This window comes from Ignavibacteria bacterium, assembly GCA_016707005.1.
Lineage (GTDB): Bacteria > Bacteroidota > Ignavibacteria > Kapaibacteriales > Kapaibacteriaceae > UBA10438.
On the sequence record JADJIQ010000001.1, the window covers coordinates 434,512 to 452,766 of the forward strand.

Annotated in this window: 15 protein-coding genes; 11 read left to right on the top strand and 4 right to left on the bottom strand. The window is 52.6% G+C overall.

The window, feature by feature from the left end; translation table 11 throughout:
- Positions 1 to 15: 15 nt before the first annotated feature.
- Entirely contained in the window at positions 16 to 597 is a 582-nt protein-coding gene (locus tag IPI29_01935) for an RNA methyltransferase (GenBank protein ID MBK7411295.1), read from the top strand.
- A 1-nt stretch (position 598) separates the two neighbouring features.
- Here the strand turns inward: IPI29_01935 and IPI29_01940 are convergent, their stop codons facing one another.
- Entirely contained in the window at positions 599 to 2,425 is a 1,827-nt protein-coding gene (locus IPI29_01940) for a hypothetical protein (protein MBK7411296.1), read from the bottom strand.
- Positions 2,426 to 2,528: 103 nt separating this feature from the next.
- On the opposite strand from IPI29_01940, the gene IPI29_01945 reads away from it, so the two are divergent.
- The 3 genes from IPI29_01945 to IPI29_01955 all read left to right on the top strand — a co-directional run bounded on the left by IPI29_01945 (position 2,529) and on the right by IPI29_01955 (position 8,953).
- Positions 2,529 to 4,103, top strand: a complete 1,575-nt coding sequence (locus tag IPI29_01945) for a hypothetical protein (GenBank protein ID MBK7411297.1) — start codon at positions 2,529 to 2,531, stop codon at positions 4,101 to 4,103.
- A gap of 161 nt (positions 4,104 to 4,264) precedes the next feature.
- Positions 4,265 to 8,488 carry an RHS repeat protein gene (locus IPI29_01950; protein MBK7411298.1) on the top strand — a complete coding sequence of 1,408 codons (4,224 nt, stop codon included), beginning with the start codon at positions 4,265 to 4,267 and terminating at the stop codon, positions 8,486 to 8,488.
- Positions 8,489 to 8,497: 9 nt separating this feature from the next.
- On the top strand, positions 8,498 to 8,953 hold the full coding sequence (locus tag IPI29_01955; GenBank protein ID MBK7411299.1) for a T9SS type A sorting domain-containing protein: 456 nt from the start codon (positions 8,498 to 8,500) through the stop codon (positions 8,951 to 8,953).
- Here the strand turns inward: IPI29_01955 and IPI29_01960 are convergent.
- A complete protein-coding gene (locus IPI29_01960; GenBank protein ID MBK7411300.1) occupies positions 8,943 to 10,118 on the bottom strand; it encodes an SAM-dependent methyltransferase in 1,176 nt (391 codons plus the stop codon). The genes IPI29_01955 and IPI29_01960 overlap by 11 nt on opposite strands.
- 287 nt (positions 10,119 to 10,405) lie before the next feature.
- On the opposite strand from IPI29_01960, the gene alaS reads away from it, so the two are divergent.
- From alaS to IPI29_01980, 4 genes are all read left to right on the top strand, one after another.
- Positions 10,406 to 12,925 carry an alanine--tRNA ligase gene (gene alaS, locus IPI29_01965; GenBank protein MBK7411301.1) on the top strand — a complete coding sequence of 840 codons (2,520 nt, stop codon included), beginning with the start codon at positions 10,406 to 10,408 and terminating at the stop codon, positions 12,923 to 12,925.
- Positions 12,926 to 12,994: 69 nt separating this feature from the next.
- Positions 12,995 to 13,372 carry a DUF3127 domain-containing protein gene (locus IPI29_01970; protein MBK7411302.1) on the top strand — a complete coding sequence of 126 codons (378 nt, stop codon included), beginning with the start codon at positions 12,995 to 12,997 and terminating at the stop codon, positions 13,370 to 13,372.
- Between the two features lie 164 nt (positions 13,373 to 13,536).
- The gene (locus IPI29_01975) at positions 13,537 to 13,809 is read left to right on the top strand and encodes a ribbon-helix-helix protein, CopG family (GenBank protein MBK7411303.1); all 273 of its coding nucleotides are present in this window, start codon (positions 13,537 to 13,539) and stop codon (positions 13,807 to 13,809) included.
- Positions 13,806 to 14,099, top strand: coding sequence for a type II toxin-antitoxin system RelE/ParE family toxin (locus IPI29_01980; protein MBK7411304.1), 294 nt, complete (start codon positions 13,806 to 13,808; stop codon positions 14,097 to 14,099). Before IPI29_01975 ends, IPI29_01980 begins: the two co-directional genes overlap by 4 nt.
- On the opposite strand, the gene IPI29_01985 is transcribed toward IPI29_01980, so the two are convergent.
- Complete coding sequence (locus tag IPI29_01985; protein MBK7411305.1) at positions 14,096 to 14,557, bottom strand: GyrI-like domain-containing protein; 462 nt, start codon at positions 14,555 to 14,557, stop codon at positions 14,096 to 14,098. The two genes, IPI29_01980 and IPI29_01985, sit on opposite strands and share 4 nt — an antisense overlap.
- A 20-nt stretch (positions 14,558 to 14,577) precedes the next feature.
- Here IPI29_01985 and IPI29_01990 point away from each other — a divergent pair, with 20 nt between their 5' ends.
- Together IPI29_01990 and IPI29_01995 are read left to right on the top strand one after the other, a co-directional pair.
- A complete protein-coding gene (locus IPI29_01990) occupies positions 14,578 to 14,937 on the top strand; it encodes a DUF1801 domain-containing protein (GenBank protein ID MBK7411306.1) in 360 nt (119 codons plus the stop codon).
- A 67-nt stretch (positions 14,938 to 15,004) separates the two neighbouring features.
- Positions 15,005 to 15,394, top strand: coding sequence for a hypothetical protein (locus tag IPI29_01995; protein ID MBK7411307.1), 390 nt, complete (start codon positions 15,005 to 15,007; stop codon positions 15,392 to 15,394).
- Positions 15,395 to 15,400: 6 nt separating this feature from the next.
- Here the strand turns inward: IPI29_01995 and IPI29_02000 are convergent, their stop codons facing one another.
- Positions 15,401 to 17,242, bottom strand: coding sequence for a tetratricopeptide repeat protein (locus IPI29_02000; protein ID MBK7411308.1), 1,842 nt, complete (start codon positions 17,240 to 17,242; stop codon positions 15,401 to 15,403).
- A 55-nt stretch (positions 17,243 to 17,297) separates the two neighbouring features.
- Between IPI29_02000 and IPI29_02005 the strand changes: the two genes are divergently transcribed.
- Positions 17,298 to 18,254, top strand: coding sequence for a hypothetical protein (locus IPI29_02005; GenBank protein MBK7411309.1), 957 nt, complete (start codon positions 17,298 to 17,300; stop codon positions 18,252 to 18,254).
- The last annotated feature ends 1 nt before the right edge of the window (position 18,255 follow it).

Below are 18,255 nucleotides of genomic sequence, written 5' to 3' on the forward strand. Positions count from 1 at the left end.
CCCAACCCATCCATCATCACACCGGAGCGCAAGGCGCGCATTGAGCATGTTTTGCGGAGGCGCCAGCCGACGTTAACTGTGGTGTTTGAGAATGTGCATGATCTCCATAACGTGAGTGCTGTGTTGCGATCGTGTGATGCAGTGGGTGTGTTAGAGGCTTTTGCCATCTATAATGGTGGGCAGGTGTTTCCCGGACTCGGCCAGAAGTCTTCCGGCGGTGCGTTCAAATGGATCCCGATCCATCTCTTCGAAACGGTTGAAGAGTGTTACGCAGCGATCAGAGCAAAGGGGTTTGCGATCTACACCACGCACCTTGCTGCGGACTCCGTTTCCTTGCACAACATGGATCTTACGAAGCCCGTTGCCCTCGTGTTTGGAAACGAACATGAAGGGGTAACGGAAGAAGCGCGCACGGCTGCGGATGGCAACTTCCTTGTGCCACAGATGGGCATGGTGCAGTCGCTCAACATCTCCGTCGCGTGCGCAGTATCGCTTTACGAGGCTATGCGACAACGTATGGTTGCCGGCATGTACGATACGCCCCAGATCGCCCCTGCTGAGTTAGAGGCGATGATCACCGAGTGGTCGAGCAGATAGTCTATTCGTAGTACACAGCGCGTTTGAGCGCAGTTTGTGCTGGCGTTGGTGTTGGACTGATCTCAATGAAGTGTCGTTCAACCTTGTTGACCATCTCCGCAGCACCTTTGAGTTCCACTTCCTGTCCGTCACGGAGCACAACCATGGACAGTGTGTCTCCCACCTTGGAGGTTCGGAACTTCTCCAAAGTGGCACGACCGGTCTCTGATTGGAATGCCTCTTGCAACGTCATTCCCTCTACAGTAACAATGCGATCGCCATCTACGATCTTCATCGGGTTTACTGGATCAGTTACGCTGAGTACGAGCCCAGGCTTTCCGTCAAACATTTTGAAGTCGCCCTTAAATCCAAAGCCCGGAGCTTTGGAGACTTTTTCTGCCGTATAGTCCCATCCGATGAGTGCAAGGATATCCTTGATCGGTGGACGTTCCGTGCCCTTGATGTATCTGTCGCAGTACTCGCGAACCTTGGCGTTTGTAACACGTTCGATGAGTGTAAAGAGAGAGTCATCTTGGAAGGGGCGAGCCGGACCGTAATCCTGCATGAGACGATAGATCACGTCCAAGAGGCCCATGGAGCCCCCTGACGATTCTCTGATCACGATATCGAGCAAGAAGGCATTTACGGCACCGTACGTATAGACGATAGGGTAGAGCTGTTGTCCCTTTGTTGAGAGCACATCGCGAGAGAATTCTGTGAAGGAGAAGTCCTTACCAAGTCTGTCCATGTCCTTGAGTTTGCCTTCAATATCCTTGCGGAATGCATTCTCCTTGATTGTAGAATCATGCAAGGGGGCGAGGGTGGAGAAGTACTCAGTTGTGCCTTCATAGAGCCAGAGATGCTGCGACATCTTAGGAGCGCGGAAGTCAAAGTAGTCGATCTCTTCGCTGTGAAGGTTGAGCGGCACGAGGATATGGAGGAACTCGTGGACAGCAACTTCTCCAAGCCCGATTGGTCGCTTTTGGAAACCAAGGAAGTAGAACGAGCTATAGCCGTGTTCCAGAGCGCCCATGCCGCCCGGGTTGGCAACCTTGGTACGATCACCTTTCCACAGATAGAGCAAGAACGCATAATGATTCACCGGCATCGTTGGAAGAAGCTTGCCGATGGTCTTGGTCAGGCGAGCAAGTTCCTTTGCATAGGCGGGAGCTACGGTGTCACGTCCGGCATGAGCACAATGGACAAGCACGCGAACTCCCTCCACCATGAACGTTGCGGTGTCTGGCAGGGAGTACATCACTGGACTATCCACCAGCTGATCATACGTGTCGGCCAGATACGTATCGAGCGTATCAGAGATCCGAGCGATGTTGATCGCAGAGCCACCAAAGAGATGTTTCGGATGTTTGATGTTCACTTGAAACGGCACGTGTTGTTTGCCATCAACGAAGCAGACGATGCCGCCGTGATTCAAAACAAAGATGCTGTCGGCCTCAAAGTCTGTTCCTGCGGGCGCGAACACATCAATGCCACTGGTGGTATCATCGAACGAATCATCCAGTTCATACGAGATGAATCGCAAGTTGCGAGCGTTCTCCACAACGAATTGAGAGTCGACCGAACGTCGAACCGTAAGATCCTTGAGTGATGAATCCAGAGCGCGGAAGTTCCGCACGAGCTTCCACCACTTGTGCTCTTCGTAGGTGCCAGGCACCGTGACAGGGAAGATCACAAGGGCCGTATCGGCATTAACACGCGGCGGCCACATGGAGATCCGAATGCGATCTTCAAAGACGTTCGCGAGGTCCACGTCAACGCGATACCGTGGTTCTTGGGCTTGTACGGCTACACCGACAAGGAGGAGAAAGGCGAGGAGGGTTGTGCGCATAAGTAACAAAACTATGGACAAAGAAGAAAACCTATGCGTGTTAGCGAGGTAGAAGTTGCGCTTCACTGATACATTTTTTTCGGATGAGGCGTAGTTTACTGATATGCCCTCCAGAACCACCGATTCAGAGCGGTTTACAGAACTCCTTTCCCGGGCCGAAGTGCACGAGGAAACGGCCATTCAGAGCCTTGCAGCAGCTGTGGCTCTGGCCAGAGATAGAATGAAGGGGGCTCAGCGCGATCGATCACTCTGGCGGACACATTGGATACGTGCTGCTCTCCGGCTTGCAGAACTACTGGAACGCAAAGAGTCGGCACGTGAAGCACTTGAGGTGTTGCAACCGCTCATCCATGAACTGGATGCCTGCGATGATGCCGACCTGGTTATGCGGACCAAACAAGAATTGGGTCGATATCTGATGATCCGGGGAGATCTCGATATTGCCATGGATCTTCTCCAACAGGCATTGCGAGATGCCGAGGTACTAAATAATACAGCTGTAGCCTCCGCTGCTTCGGGCAACATCGGCATGGTGTTCTTCAACCACGGCGAGTTCGATGACGCGCTGGTATGGTTCAATAAGACCGTTGTGTTGATGCGTCAACGCGGAGACAAGGCTCGGACCGCCCTTGCCCTGCGCAGTGTTGGAATGACGCATAGCAAGAAGAAAAGCTATTCCAAGGCATTGAAGTCCTACGCAGACGCATTGAAGGAACTCAACTCGAGTACCGAGGATAACATCGACTCGCGGATAGAAATCCAGATCCGGGAGTCCATTGGCGTTGATCAACTGAACCTTGCTGATGCAACGCAGAAAGCCACGCACTATCAAGCGGCGATAGAGGCATTTTTAGAGTGCCTTGAGCTTGCCAGACGCAATGGGCTTGACGTTTCACGTGCGGTGGCATTACGAAATCTCGGCCAGGTCTATGCAGAGACTGACTATGCCGAACATGACATCCACAAAGCCATCGCGTTGTTTGAAGAGGCACGGCAGATCATTGAACCAAAGTCGATCCATACACTTCACTATCAGATCAACAGAGAGCTTGCATTCGCCTATGAGGCGGTAGGAGACGCCGCCCAAGCACTTGAAGCCTACAAGCGCTACCACTCTTCTGAAAGGGCCGTCATTGACCTCGACTCTGCCTCAAAGTTGCGCTCGATCGAAGAACGTCACCGTTTTGAACGATCGCAGGAAGAGTTGCGAAGAGAACAAGAGCGCTCACTTGAGCTCGAGGCTGAAGCCCGCAAGCGCACCGCGGAACTCTCTCACCTTACTCTAGCCATTGGTGAGACTAATGCTCGTTTGCGCGATCTCTCAAGCAGGATTCGGGTACAAGCACGTATCGCCGATCAACCAACAAAGCAACTCTTCCTAAATATCATTCAGGACATCGACGCTTCACTCGGCACTGAGATCTTCTGGAGTGGAATCGAAGAACAACTATCCAACCTCCATGGTGAGTCGCTTCAGTACCTGTCTAAACATTTTCCTTCCCTTACCCCTACCGAACGCAAGGTCTGCGCCCTCATTCGGATAGACCTTTCCTCCAAGGAGATCGCCAGACTGCTCAATACGGAACCACGTTCAATAGAAAAGTACCGCCAACGCATCCGCAAGAAACTCGGCCTCACCGCATCCGACTCGCTGTCCACATTCATTTCGTCTTTATAGTCATACCGTCATACCGTCATACCGTCATTTAGTCAGTTAGTCACTTAGTCATTTCTTTGTCCGGCTTTTGTCCGGGTGCGCCGCATTACTGCAAGTGCAAGATTCGCCTCCGAAATCACAAACACCCGGAGGGGACGATGAGTATCATTGGGAGAATTTGTTTGACACTCCTGCTTGCTACGTCAGTAATGGCCGGCACAGCACAAGCGGGAGAACTTGCAGTGCCATCGAAAAGATGGAGTTCGCAGGCTATCGTGGGGCGCCAGATGGTCCTGCGGTTTCTACTCACGAACAGGAATTCGGTATATGCACTTGGTCCGGTCCAGTGGACCATCACTGTGCGGTATCTGCTCACACAGGCCATCATGTTCCAATTGGCCGGGTCAACCTTTGTTGGGGCGGGCCAGAGTTTAGAGGCAATCCCTGAACTAGCATGGACTCCAACAATGGAGGGGGCTCACCAGGTCACGATTGAGGCAAACAGCGAGGCGAACATCACTGGTCCACAAACGCTCATGGTCAATGAAACCGTGCTCGCTTCTACGGATTGCACCACTCGCCCGGCTCTCTCACCTGGTAACTTGCTTATTGCAACCTCTAGTGGAAGTATCACTTACACAGCTCCAAAAGGATGTTGCTACAAGGTCATGCCGTTCATGAACTCCGAGACATTCTGGGACATGACGCCGGATACGGAGCAGACCATCTCAGACGGCCAGTCTGTAACATTCACCATGACGGTCAAAGGCAATCAGCCGATGGCCACTGCTGTTGGCTTTGCGTGGCGAGAATGTGAAAAGGGAACGCCAAAGGGTCATGACTACATTGTTGTTTCACCGCGCATGCCCCCTTCAAACGGCGATACGGTGAACGGAACAGACGGACCACATATCTGGACGTCGACCTTTGGGGACCCTGTATCGCCCCGTACCGGGACCTTTGTTTTGCGAGAAGATCCAGATCTAGATTTTGGAGTTGGTCCTTTGCGCTTTGAGCGTTTGTATGATGGAATGGGCATCACCTCTGGTTTTATCTCAAACCTCGGCTTCAACTGGACTCATACCTACGATGCTTCTGTGGTCGTTACGCCCACGGAACACTTGGTCCAGCTGCCTGGGTTTGAAAGAGCGGCGTTCACAAAGGTCGGCAGTACCTACACACTGCGATCCATGAGTACCAATGTTCTCACACTACAAGACCATCAGGGCGGATGGCTCCTTACAGATGCCACACGTTTAACGCAGTACACGTTCAACGCCCAAGGGATGTTAACAAAGATCGACGATGGTGCTATGCCCGTGTATGTCGTATGGAATGGCTCGTCACTTGCTCGTGTAACAGATTCGCTTGGCCATGTGATCACGTTCACAACAAACGACCAAGGTCGCATTATCACGGCATCGAATGGAACGCTGACATGTACCTATGCGTATTCAACCGCCCAGGAACTCGCTTCCGTAACGAGTAGCAATGGTTTTGCTACAACGTATGCGTATGGAGCAATACCCGGACAGATCACGTCCGTGGATCGCGGTGCAGGTGTTGTTGAAGTAAGCAACACGTATGATGCTAGCGGACGTATCACAGCACAGACCGATGCAGAAGGTCGTGCCTCCACGTACACCTACAGCAGCTCTTCATCACGCTACGTGGATGGAGCAGGTGTTGCGGAAGATCATACATGGAATATGCGTGGGCAGGTAACATCCATTGGCACGGGCACAACTGCGATGCGTTTTACCTACAACGTCAACAATAGACCATCAATGATCATATCAGCAGGGGGCGATACAACACTCTTTACGTGGCACGAAAGCGGTAGACCAGCCAGTATCAGACATGGAGCTGGCGGAGTGGAGCGGTGGGAGTACCGTCAGCGACAATGGAACGGTGCCACTGTCTGGGACTGCACAACACATATCGATGAAGTAGGACGACGGATTACCTTCGAACGTGATGGCCGAGGCTGGTTAACCGGTATTGGTGGAGCTACTCGCCCCTTTACCTATACGCGAGACACACAAACCGGACTCATCACTGAGGCTCGTTCTATGTCGGCAACTACCATGTACACGTACGATGCGAGCGGCCACATCACCTCAATGCGCAATGCACTTGGAGCCACAACAACGTTTATCACCAATGGTAGAGGCGATGTCACAAAGATCTCGTACCCCGATACCTCCAGTGTTTCATTTGAGTACGATGCTCACGGGAAGGTCACAAAGTACACCGATGAGATGGGCGCTTCAACATCATGGACGTATGACCGCTGGGGGAGGGTATCGAGTGAAACCGGTCCCGGTAGTGTAACCACAACCTACGGGATAGACCGCACGGGCCGGATGACGAGGATGAGCAGGGCCGGTCGTGATGCCGTCACGTTTGACTACGATGATGCCGGACGTCTTACTACAACACACGTTGGTTCGAGCATTGTTACGTCGCGCGAATATGACAATGCCGGATGGTTGTCTGCCATTGCCGATGCGGAGAGTCGCAAAGAACTCTATACAAACAACGCTGACGGATACATTACGAAACATGTTGCCCGCGCCGGAGGAATGACGGAATTCCAACACGATGGACGTGGACTGATCACTGATGTTACCACTCCAACGGGCGGTGCTGAAGCGTTTCGATTTGATGCATCGGGCGATGTGATTGACTATCGTGATGCTTCTCAACGTTTCTCGGCGTTCACATATGGTAGAACAGGCCAGATATCTCGCTGGCAGCATGGTCCGGTCAACACCGTGATGACATATGATACGCTGGGCAGGATCACCTCATGCAGAGATACGGATGGTGGTACTTGGAACTATGCATATAACGCAATGGACTTGGTCACCAAACGAACAGATCCATCGGGTTCTTCAACAACATATGATTACGACCTCCGAGGCAGAGTTCGTTCGATCACCGATGCTCAGGGCGTGGTAACTCTGCTTCGACGCGATAAGCGGGGGAACATCATTGAACAACGTAGGGCTTCAGACCTGCGTCACACATACACATATGATGTGGCTGGACGCCCAACGTCCACTACGCGGTCAACGAGCGCGTATGATGCAACTGGCACGCTCACGCAGACCAATGGTGTTGCGATAACATGGAACACAAATGGTACTATAGCCAGCATCGGCGTAGCACCCGGAAAGAACATCACGTACACCTATGATGCAATGTTCCGTGTTAAGACCATATCAGATTGGACTGGGGCAACGATCACACTTCAGCGCGATGCAAACGGGTCGATCATCGAAACACAACGCTCCGGAGCATTGACCACGCGCTATACGCGCGATGCGTCAGGAGCCTTGACGATGATCGAAGAGAGTCCAACAGTTTCGATGACGATCGCTCGTTTTGCAGATGGTAGGATCTCCTCAATTCAATCGCAAGGATATCTCGATGGACCACCGTTGGATGACGATCGTACACTGACGTATTCCTCGGCAAATACACTCATGTCGCCGATGCATCCTTCAGTAGGTCAGCTCATAACGGATGGATACGATCGAGTTGTTGGTGTCCGCAGCGGGGCCGACTCCACGATTGTTGTTCACAACGACGCACTAGGTGGTCTGACACAGTCGGTTCTGGTGAACGGACAATTGTGGGTAGTACTCTCAACTGCTCAAGACGGATTGTTTGGAATGGTGAATGTTGCCAACGGTGAGCATCGATATTTCCACTATGATGCCAGCGGCAATGTTGTCGCAGTGAGTGATGATAACGGTACCATTGTTTCGCGATTTGCCTATGGTGCGTATGGAGAGCCCCTTGCATCGGATGGTGAGACACAGATCCCGTTTCAGTTTGGAGGTCAGCGTGGCACGTGGACGCCGGGAGCTTCACAATACGTGATGGGTACACGTGTTTACGATGCCACAACAGGAAGATTCACCACTGAAGACCCTGTGGAACAGCTAGACCCACGTGCATTCAACGCTTATGCCTATGCATGGGGCGACCCAGTCAACGCTCATGATGCATCGGGTGCAACGCCCGAAGCAAACCTGCCGGCACCAGACTGGCTCGAGGAGTCACGACGCAACAGTGATCGTGCAATAGCAAAGGCTGCAGCGATCAATGACATCATCCAGGCCGATGAGGCACAACGCGAGTTGGATCGTCAGGCAGAGCGTCGGGCGCGTGAAGTTCGTACTCGGACACGTCCAAGCGCAACACCTAAGCCATCAAAGCCAACAAAAACCAACAACCCACCCCCTCCAACTCCTGCACCGGTACCCACACCACCACCGGCACCTGCGCCCGCACCTGTTCCTGGTGGGAAACGAGCTCCAGCTGGCGGATCCAATCGTGGCAGCTACCTGCCCGATTGGGCGCGAGACATCCTCGAATATTTCATCGTTTTTTAAGGGGCAACCATGAAAACCTTCATCATTCTCATCGCAGTATTCGCCACAACACTAAGTGTTTGGTCTCAGACCTACACCTACGATGCTGCTGGCCGCATTGCCAGTGTTCGATATGCTGGTGGCAAACAAACAACCTATACCTATGACGGTAGAGGCAACATCACCAAGCGTACTACTGCAACGGTGAACAGTGTTAGTGATGAATACGAGGTGGCATCAAAAATCACACTGGCGCCCAATCCCACATCATCAACGATCATGGTACAGCTCGGCAACGTCGTCAGCGGCAACATTCCTCGACTCATCATTACTGATGTTGCCGGGCGCACGGTTGCCGAGCAGGCCATGGCACGAGGTCAGTCATCGTCTACGCTGGATGTTCAACACCTATCATCCGGAATGTACATTGTGACATTCGTTGATGGTATCAATGAACAGAGGAGCCCCTTGCTTATCATGCGATAGGGGGCTTGTTTGAGGGCAGCTCAACCATGGACATCAACCGTGGTGCTGCGCCCCATGCATCGATCATGATCCGAACGCGATCGGCCCATTGGTGTCGGTCGCGTTCGTTCGTATCAACAACATCCGCTCGAAGCAGAATGTTCTTTTGTGTGTGCTCCAGGGAGATGAATTCTTCCAGGCGGGCATCGTAGCCAAGAGCGCGAAGAATGTCACGTCGCACAGAGTCCGTGAGCAGATCACCCAGACGTTCCTTGGTGATCCCGTCATCAAGGAGGGGGCGGGCATAGTCCGGAACCGACTCTTTCCGGAGTTGTTTCTGCACTTCATGGTGACAGCACGGAGCAACGAGCATCCTCTTGGCCTTCATCGCAAGGCCCAGTGCAATTGCTTCATCGGTTGCCGTATCGCATGCATGCAGGGCGATCAGCAGATCACATTCCTGCGTTGGAATAACATCGCCGATGCGAGCACAGGTGAACGTGGCATTTGTCAGACCAAGCTTCTGCGCAACCATTGTACAGTGGTCAACCACGTGTTGATTTGCATCAACGCCAAGCAGATGCACATCGATACCCTCGCGTTGCAGCACATACATCAGCGAGAGCGAGAGGTAGGCCTTGCCACAACCCGCATCAACGATACGGTACGACGTCGTTTCAGAGGTGGTTGGTCGCGCCCGCTTCAAGAGGTGGTTCACCTGACGAAATTTATCGGCCATGGCCGCCTTGATCTTCCCATCCGGTGTTGCCAGATCCAGCGCCACAAGGAGTGCTGCATCATGTTCCGGAGTGAGGATCTTTGGCTTTGTGCGGTCTGCAGCAACACCTTCCCATCGTGAGCGTGAAGGGGGCAGATGTTTCGTAGAGGTTTTTACATCGCCCCCTTTATAGGTCCTAAGGATCTGCAGATCCGCTTCCGGTGTTTGCACCAGGACCTGACGAAAGGTCTTCTCCATCCACGGCATCAGCGCCGACGATGGGTCGCCCACGATCTTCAGCGCCGGATCCGTGAACGCCTGCTTTTCCGTGAATCGTTCAATGCGGATGTTCCACCCCTCTGCCGAATTCACCCCCGACACCACTACCTTCTGCACCTCCGATCCCTTGGGAGGCTTGGAGAAGGTGGCCACAAAGGCCGAGGCAGAGGAGAGGAAAGGAGCGATCATAGGAGCAAAAGTACCTCATGAAATGACTTCACTCGCTACGCTCGTAGTGACAAATGACTGATGACGAATGACCAATGACTGATGACACGAAACGGCACCCCTTCTCAGGATGAGAAGGGGTCGGGGGATGAGCCAAGGAGAAAGCCAACGAGGGGCCTAAGGGGCGAGGCCCCACCTCGCCCGTCCCGTCCTGTGCCTACCCGGAGGTAGGTTGATAACAAGCCCCTTACAAAGAACTTTCTCTGCCGTACTTTCGTGGTTTCGTTCTTCCGTATCACACCGGCATCATGACTTCACGACAGATCAGACAGGCGTTCCTCGACTTCTTTGCAGCACGTGGACATCGCATCGTTCCATCGGCACCGGTGGTTCCGCACGGCGATCCTACGTTGCTCTTTACCAACGCCGGGATGAATCAGTTCAAGGATGTGTTCCTCGGAACGGGGAAACGGGAGTACACACGAGCTGTTGATACGCAGAAATGCATCCGCGTTTCGGGGAAGCACAACGACCTCGAAGAAGTGGGATACGATACGTATCACCACACGCTCTTCGAAATGCTCGGTAACTGGAGCTTCGGAGATTATTTCAAGGAAGAAGCCATCGGGTGGTCGTGGGAGTTTCTTACAAGCGAGCTTCAACTACCTAAGGACCGACTCCACGCTACGGTCTATCGCACTGATGATGAGTCCTACGAGATCTGGAAGAAGTATCTGCCGGAATCGCACATACATCGCTTTGATGAAAAGGACAATTTCTGGGAGATGGGTGATACGGGGCCTTGTGGTCCGTGTACAGAGATCCATTTCGACCGGACGCCGGACCTGAGTGGTGGACCTCTCGTGAACGCCGGTGTGCCGGAAGTGATCGAGATCTGGAACAACGTCTTCATTCAGTACAACCGCACCAGCGATGGTACGCTGGAAGACCTGCCGTCACGTCACGTCGATACAGGCATGGGCTTTGAACGACTCTGCGCCGTGATGCAGAAGAAGGACTCCAACTACGACACGGATGTCTTCCAACCGATCATCGCCTTCACCGAAGACCTTTGTGGCAAGAGCTATCGCACCGAACTCGATCATCCGGATGGCGTAGCAATGCGCGTGATCGCCGATCACATTCGCACACTCTCCTTTGCCATCGCCGACGGAGCCCATCCCGGTAATGAGGGAAGGGGCTATGTACTGCGCCGCATCCTTCGCAGAGCAGCTCGCTACGCCCGCAACCTCGGTCTGACAGAGCCCGTGCTCTGGAAACACGTTGCCATCCTCTGCGAAACAATGGGCGATGTGTTCCCGGAACTCATTGCACGTCGCAGCGTTATCGAACGCATCATCAAGGCCGAAGAAGAGTCCTTCCTCGCAACACTCGATAGGGGGCTCCTACGCTTCGATGCCGTTGATACAACCTCCGGTGTTGTCGGTGGTGCTGATGCGTTTGAGCTATACGACACGTTTGGCTTCCCGTTAGACCTCACGCAACTGATCGCACGTGAGCGTGGACTCACGGTTGACGAAGCCGGATATCTGAAACATCTTGAGGAACAGCGCACACGTTCTCGGGCAGCGCGCAAGAGTCACGCCCAGGAAGCGTCAAAACTTTCTATCGATGCGATGTCACGTTTTGTTGGGTATAACGCCACTGAGACTTCATCAGCGGTTGTTCACGCAGAAGGAAATCTCATCGTGTTGGCAGAAACTCCGTTCTATGTAGAGATGGGCGGTCAGGTAGCAGATACCGGACAGATTGTGATAGGGGGCATTCCCTTCCGCGTGGAAGACGTGCGTAAGCACGGCGACGCTATCGTGCATATCTGCGAGACGGATGTTGATGCAACAATTGGTGATGTTGCTCTAGCTCAGGTTGATGCACCACGTCGTAAAGACATCGAACGCGAACATTCCGTAACGCACTTGCTTCACGAAGCATTGCGCAGAGTGCTCGGATCGCATGTGCAACAAGCGGGGTCGCTGGTTGCGCCGGAGCATCTTCGGTTCGACTTCGCCCACTTCGAACGTATGCGTCCCGATGAGATCCAAGCCGTTGAAGACATGGTCAACGAAAAGATCTTTGAGTCCATTGCAATCCATACAGAAGACATGCCAATTGAAAAGGCACGCACAGTGCCTGGCGTAAAAATGTTCTTTGGTGACAAGTATGGCGATAACGTACGCGTGGTATTCATCGATGAAAAGTTTTCCGTTGAGTTCTGCGGAGGCACACACGTGCAGAACACCAGTGAGATCGGACTCTTCAAGATCCTTGGAGAGAGCAGTGTGGCAAGCGGTGTACGTCGTCTCGAAGCAATTGCCGGACGAAGTATTCCAACATGGCTCAAGGAGCTCGATGCCAAGCGTGACATCATGTCCGATGACATGGCACGTCAGGCAGAACGCATCAAGCAGCTCGAAAAAGAACTCGCCTCTCTCAAGACTGACGAACTCAAGACCCTCATCCCATCGATCGTTTCTTCTGCCGTTTCCGTTGGCGATGTACGTGTAGCATCAGCGCGCGTAACAGTCTCCGATGCAGAACAACTTAAGGACCTCGGAGATGAACTTCGTTCATCGCTCAAGAGCGGTGGCATTGGCCTTCTCGGCTGCGTTCTCGATGACAAGGTCCAGCTCGTCTGTGTTGTTACCGATGACCTCACCAAGACCCACAGCGCCGGCAAACTGATTGGCATCGTTGCCAAGGAACTCGGTGGCGGTGGCGGCGGTAAACCCCACATGGCCACGGCAGGGGGCAGGGACATCGCCAAACTCGACGAAGTCCTCGCAAGCTTCCCTCGTGTAATACAGTAACCCCGTAACCCCGTAACCCCGTAACCCCGTAACTCCGTAACCCCGTAACTCCGTAACTAAGGAACAGACATGGCAAACTCATTCGAAGCAGTCGGCACGATGCACGTCGTGATGGACACGCAGCAGGTGAAGGACACCTTCAAGAAGCGTGAATTTGTGATCGAGATGCAGGATGGCAATTATCCGCAGCACATCAAGTTTCAGGTGACGCAGGATCGTTGTGCCTTGCTCGACAACTTCAAGGTTGGTCAGCAAGTAAAGGTCCTCTTCAACTTGCGGGGTCGCCCCTTCCAAAACCGTGAAGGCCAGACCGTCTACTTCACAAACCTCGAAGCATGGCGCATTGAGCCTGCAACAGGCACAGCCACACCTACAGGTGCAGATTACAGTCAGATCACGCCGGCAAGCGCTGGTGCGAAGGATGACTTTGATGATGTTCCGTTTTAAGGCTTTTTAAGCGGCTTCTTAAAGCGCCTTTGTAAGCGCCTTTGTAAGCGCCTTTGTAAGCGATTTCTACAAGCGCCTTCTACAAGCGTCTTCTCGATAGGGATACATTTGACTACATTGTATTACATTGTATTCAGTTGTAGTCATTTTTCCAAGGAATCATCATGCCATCAACGAGCGTCCGTCTTGATTCTGATCTTGATGCAAAATTGGCTCTTCTTGCGAGCGAGTTGGATCGAAGCAAGAGCTGGATCATTATTCAGGCACTTCGCGAGTATCTGGGCCACGCTGCGGCCGAAAGACATCGATGGGAGCAAACGCGCGAAGCTTTGGAATCCGTTTCTAAGGGTCGAGTGGTGCCAGCTGAAGATGTACACACATGGCTTCGAAGTGGCGCTAGTGATTCAGGGACGCTCTTGCCTCGAGATTCCAGGTGAAGTGCGTCTACACCCACGAGGCGGTCGTTGATTTAGAGCGTATCCGGATATTTCTCATCGAGCACTATTCCGAGAGTTACAGCAGTATCATCGAAGAATTGATCGAGCGAGTTGCGAAGCTCGAGGAATTTCCACGACTAGGGTCCCGACTTGTTTCATCACCTATAGCGTTAGAGTTACGAGAGATCGTCATTGGCTCATACGTTGTTCGATATCTCATACTCGATCAAACTGTAAGTATTCTTCGAGTATGGTATGGTAAGGAAGATCGATCGGGTATTGAGAGTTAACACAGAACTCGATTGAGTTCAGTCTGAAACTGGCTCGGGTCTTGCGTGTCTGCCGGACCAACCACATATCGTTCCCAGAACGTTGAGCCGAACTCATAGCTCGCTTCATCAACCGCTGTCATGAATTCTTGCCAGGCATCGCCAAGACCTTCATATGGTCCATGGTAGATGGTTCGAACAACGCGGCAGGCAGGGAGTTTGCTTACCTTGACACGTCCGGTCTCTTGTAAAGCGCCATCAATGGGCACGCCGATCTCAAAGTCAAACGTATCCGTTGGCATACGATGATGATATGAGAAGAGGGGGCCTGTTGGTCCGATCCCCTGAGCACCTAATGTTGAATACAGTTCAACGATAGCAGGATCCATTTCTTCCTGCATTTCCGTTCTTGGGATAACAAGATGGATGGACGCTGTGACTTGTTCATCCATGGTTGCAAGCGTTGGAGTTGTATTCATGTTGTTGTTATTATCGTGAGATGGAAACCAAAACTACTACCATTGACCAGTACCTCAAAACGGTTGACGCAGATAAGCGGCGTGTTCTTGAGGACATACGTTCATCCATCCGCGCTCTCGTACCTGATGCAGTTGAGTGCATCAACTACGGTGTTCCAACCTTTAAACTCAACGGCAAGAACCTCATCCATTTTGCAGCAGCAAAGAACCATTGCTCGCTTTTTCCAGGTCCCGGCGCAATAGCGGCTTTCTCTGAGGAACTTACTGCCTTTGCTACGAGTAAAGGAACCATTCGATTTACGGTGGAGAGCCCCTTACCGAAGAGTTTGGTGAGGAAGATCGTAAAACACCTTGTCGAAAAGACGTCATCCCGAGCGTAGTCGAGGGATATGACATTATGACGTTATGACATTTTTGAATCGTACATCATTCGGTTACGGAGTATACATGTCGAACATCGTTGAAATGGCTGCCGGTACCTTTACACTACTTTCCGTTCTTACCATTGGCTTTCAGATCGCGCTTGGCCTAGGTGCTCCGTGGGGGAGATTCACACTTGGGGGAAAATATCCTGATGTCCTTCCAATGAAGGCACGGTTGATTCCCGTTTTCTCAACAGTGGTCCTTGCGTTCTTTATTGCGATCGTCCTTACCCGTGCTGGACTCATACGTCCGGACCTTCTAGAACCGTCTCGTATTGCTATCTGGTTGCCCGTTACCTACATGGCGCTTGGACTCGGTTTGAATTCCGTCTCCAAGAGCAAGCCCGAGAGAAGACTGTGGGTACCGGTGATCTTGGTGATGCTTGTGTGTACGTTGATCGTGGCTCTTGTTTGAGTGGCCTCACAATCGCTCCAACCAGTAGGTTGTCATCATACCCTTACCCTTGACCTCTATAGTTCCGCGCTCCGTAACCCCGAAACCCTGCAGCTCTTCTGCAAACGCTTGGCTGATGTGAATACGTCCGGGTTCGCTGTGTTGCTCCATGCGTGCTGCAATATTGACAGCGTCACCCCAGATGTCGTACATGGGTCGCGTAGCGCCGATAACGCCGGCAACTACGGTGCCGATGTGCATACCAATGCGCACGCGAACTCCATAGGTTCCATCGGTTATTGCCTTCATCATGTCCATAGCACAATGGGCTGCTCGATGCGCAGGTTGTGATACCATGTCTGGCAAATTGGCCACAGCCATGTAGGCATCGCCGATGGTTTTGATCCGAACGAGGCCGTGATGTTCGATGATCGTATCGAATTGCGTGAAGATTCGCTCGATGAAGTCCAACACTTCCTTGGGTTCCATGTTTTCCGAGATCGTGGTAAAGCCAACGAGGTCGGCAAAGAGAATCGCGACGTCAGTGTGGACATCTGCAATGCGGCGTTCGCCGGAGAGAATTCTTTCTGCAACCGTACCAGGCATCACTGAATGAAGAAGATCTCGCTCGCGTTGAGCGGTGCGACGTTCTTCTTCTCGCTCACGTTCTACTGTGAACAGTGCTAGTCGTTGTTGAGCTGTCGTATTCGTGACCGATGTCTCCAATTGAGTGCGCTCGAGCAAGCACTGGTAAGCACGGCTGGACGCTTGCGTGGCGGCATAGGCAACGTGGAGTTCTGCCAGCGAACGAAGCAGAGCCGACACATCTGCGCGTTGACGTGCCGCATCAGCAATTGGCTCTAGAATGTCGATCGCTTTCTGGTGATCACCTTCGCACATCAACAACCGAGCCTCTTCGATGACATGAGTTATCCGCTGCGGTTCGTTTGAAGCCATAGCAAGAGCATCTTCTGCTCTCTGAAGCCACAACCGTGCCTGTTCGATGTTACCCAACACCCGATGTGCTGCGGACAGCCCACGTCGTGCGCCGGTTGCCATTGACCATTTGCTCTTGTCTGTGCTCAAGCGTTCAGCTACCAGCAGTTCGTGAATGGCCTGCGTCGCATCGTTGTCCTCAAGGTGCAATAGGCCAATGTTCAGCGCAGCATACGTAGCAAATCTCTCTGCATCGGCGCCGGTGTCGATCGTGCGTACCTGTTCGAAGTATGTGCGTGCCTTCTCGCGATTACCCGTTTCGCCATACAGCACACCAAGATTTAACATGGCGATCGCTAGCGCTATAGGATTATCCAACGTCGTGAACGTTTCATAGGCCCTGAACTGCATGCGTACCGCATCGGCTAGGAGCCCCTTTCGACTATAGATCGTAGCTAACTCGGTAAGGGCATTGCCCAAGGCTGCAGGGTAGGGAAGTGCGCCAAGAAGAGCAACGGCGTGTTCACCGTGTGTTTGGGCATCGTCATATCGACCTTGTTGCGTTGCGCAGAGTGCCAGTGTGCGAAGTGCGCGTGCCTGATAGCCAACATCCGTCATGGTATCTACATCGAGGTCTTGCATCAAATCGAGTGCCTCGTCTACCTCCGTGGATTCCGCCAAGAACTGCGTCCAACCCGTCACCATTCGGTAGTGTAGATCGTACGGTCTTTTGGAAGGGGGCAGTGCAGTGAACGAAGCAAACGCTGACCGTGCACCTTGCAGATTCCGTTGAGAACACTGCAGTTCCAAATTGAGCCATAGTTGCAACCACCATGGCTCAGGGTCGGCGGGCATTTCCGCTACCAGTCTATCCAGCATAGGCTTGCGGATACCGAGGATAGCATCGTCGATCTGTTGGAGCATAGTTGACATGGTGCGAATGTACGCAGGAGGAAGTCATGAGGTCGTTTCGTAATTAGCATGTACAATGAGATCAAGACTTCTTCTGCTCACGTTGCTTTTGTGCCCGAACCTTCAAGCACAGGACAATTCAACAACTACGTCCGCTATCCATCAACTCGTAGGCAGATGGAGTGTGACCGTTGACGGTCAGGAAGCGTCGATCATGAATGCTCAGGTCGAAGCCTGGCGATCTATGCCTGATGGGTCGCTGGTTGGCTGGAGTGGGACATCTCATGGTACGGGCATTCACAAGAGCGAAGATCTCGCGCTCTCAAAACGTTCGGGCACGTGGACCTATGAGGCTAGGGTTGTTAAACAGAACAACGGCAAGGCCGTGGCGTTTGCTTGTACGAAGATGACAAAGGACATCATCGTCTTTGAGAATCCGATGCATGACTTCCGGCAGAAGATCGAGTATCAGTTCAGATCGCGCAATGAGATCGTTGTGACGGTCAGTGGCTCGGCGCGGAAGTTTGTTCTCAGGTTCCGGCGTATTCCCGAGGGAGTCATCTCCTACTCGCCCCTGCAACTCGACACCTCGGCGACGAACACCCCTAAGATCCCGTCACCGACACAACCCACAGCTCGAATCAAGGGACTGATCGGTAGCTGGGAAAGCAGTGATCACAACAAGACTATGAAGATCGCCGAGGTAGGTCCTGGGCGATATGCAGGGACGATCATGACCCTTGCATCAGATCTGAAAACATTGATCGAGTTCAAGATCGAAGTCTTCAAAAGGAAGAACCAATGGATGTTGTCCTTGCAGCGCCCGGTTTGGAACAACAGTGAGCAAATGATGTATCGTTTGATCCACAGCTCGATCAAAACACTCATCTTTCAGAACCATTGTGGTGAGTCACCAAATCAGCTGCATTTTGAGTTCGCTGACAAGGACTCCATACTCCTTTCGTGTGACGATGTTGTTGGCATGGAAGGCGAATCAAGCGGTCGCGTGATCGATCTCAAACGAAGTCACTGAA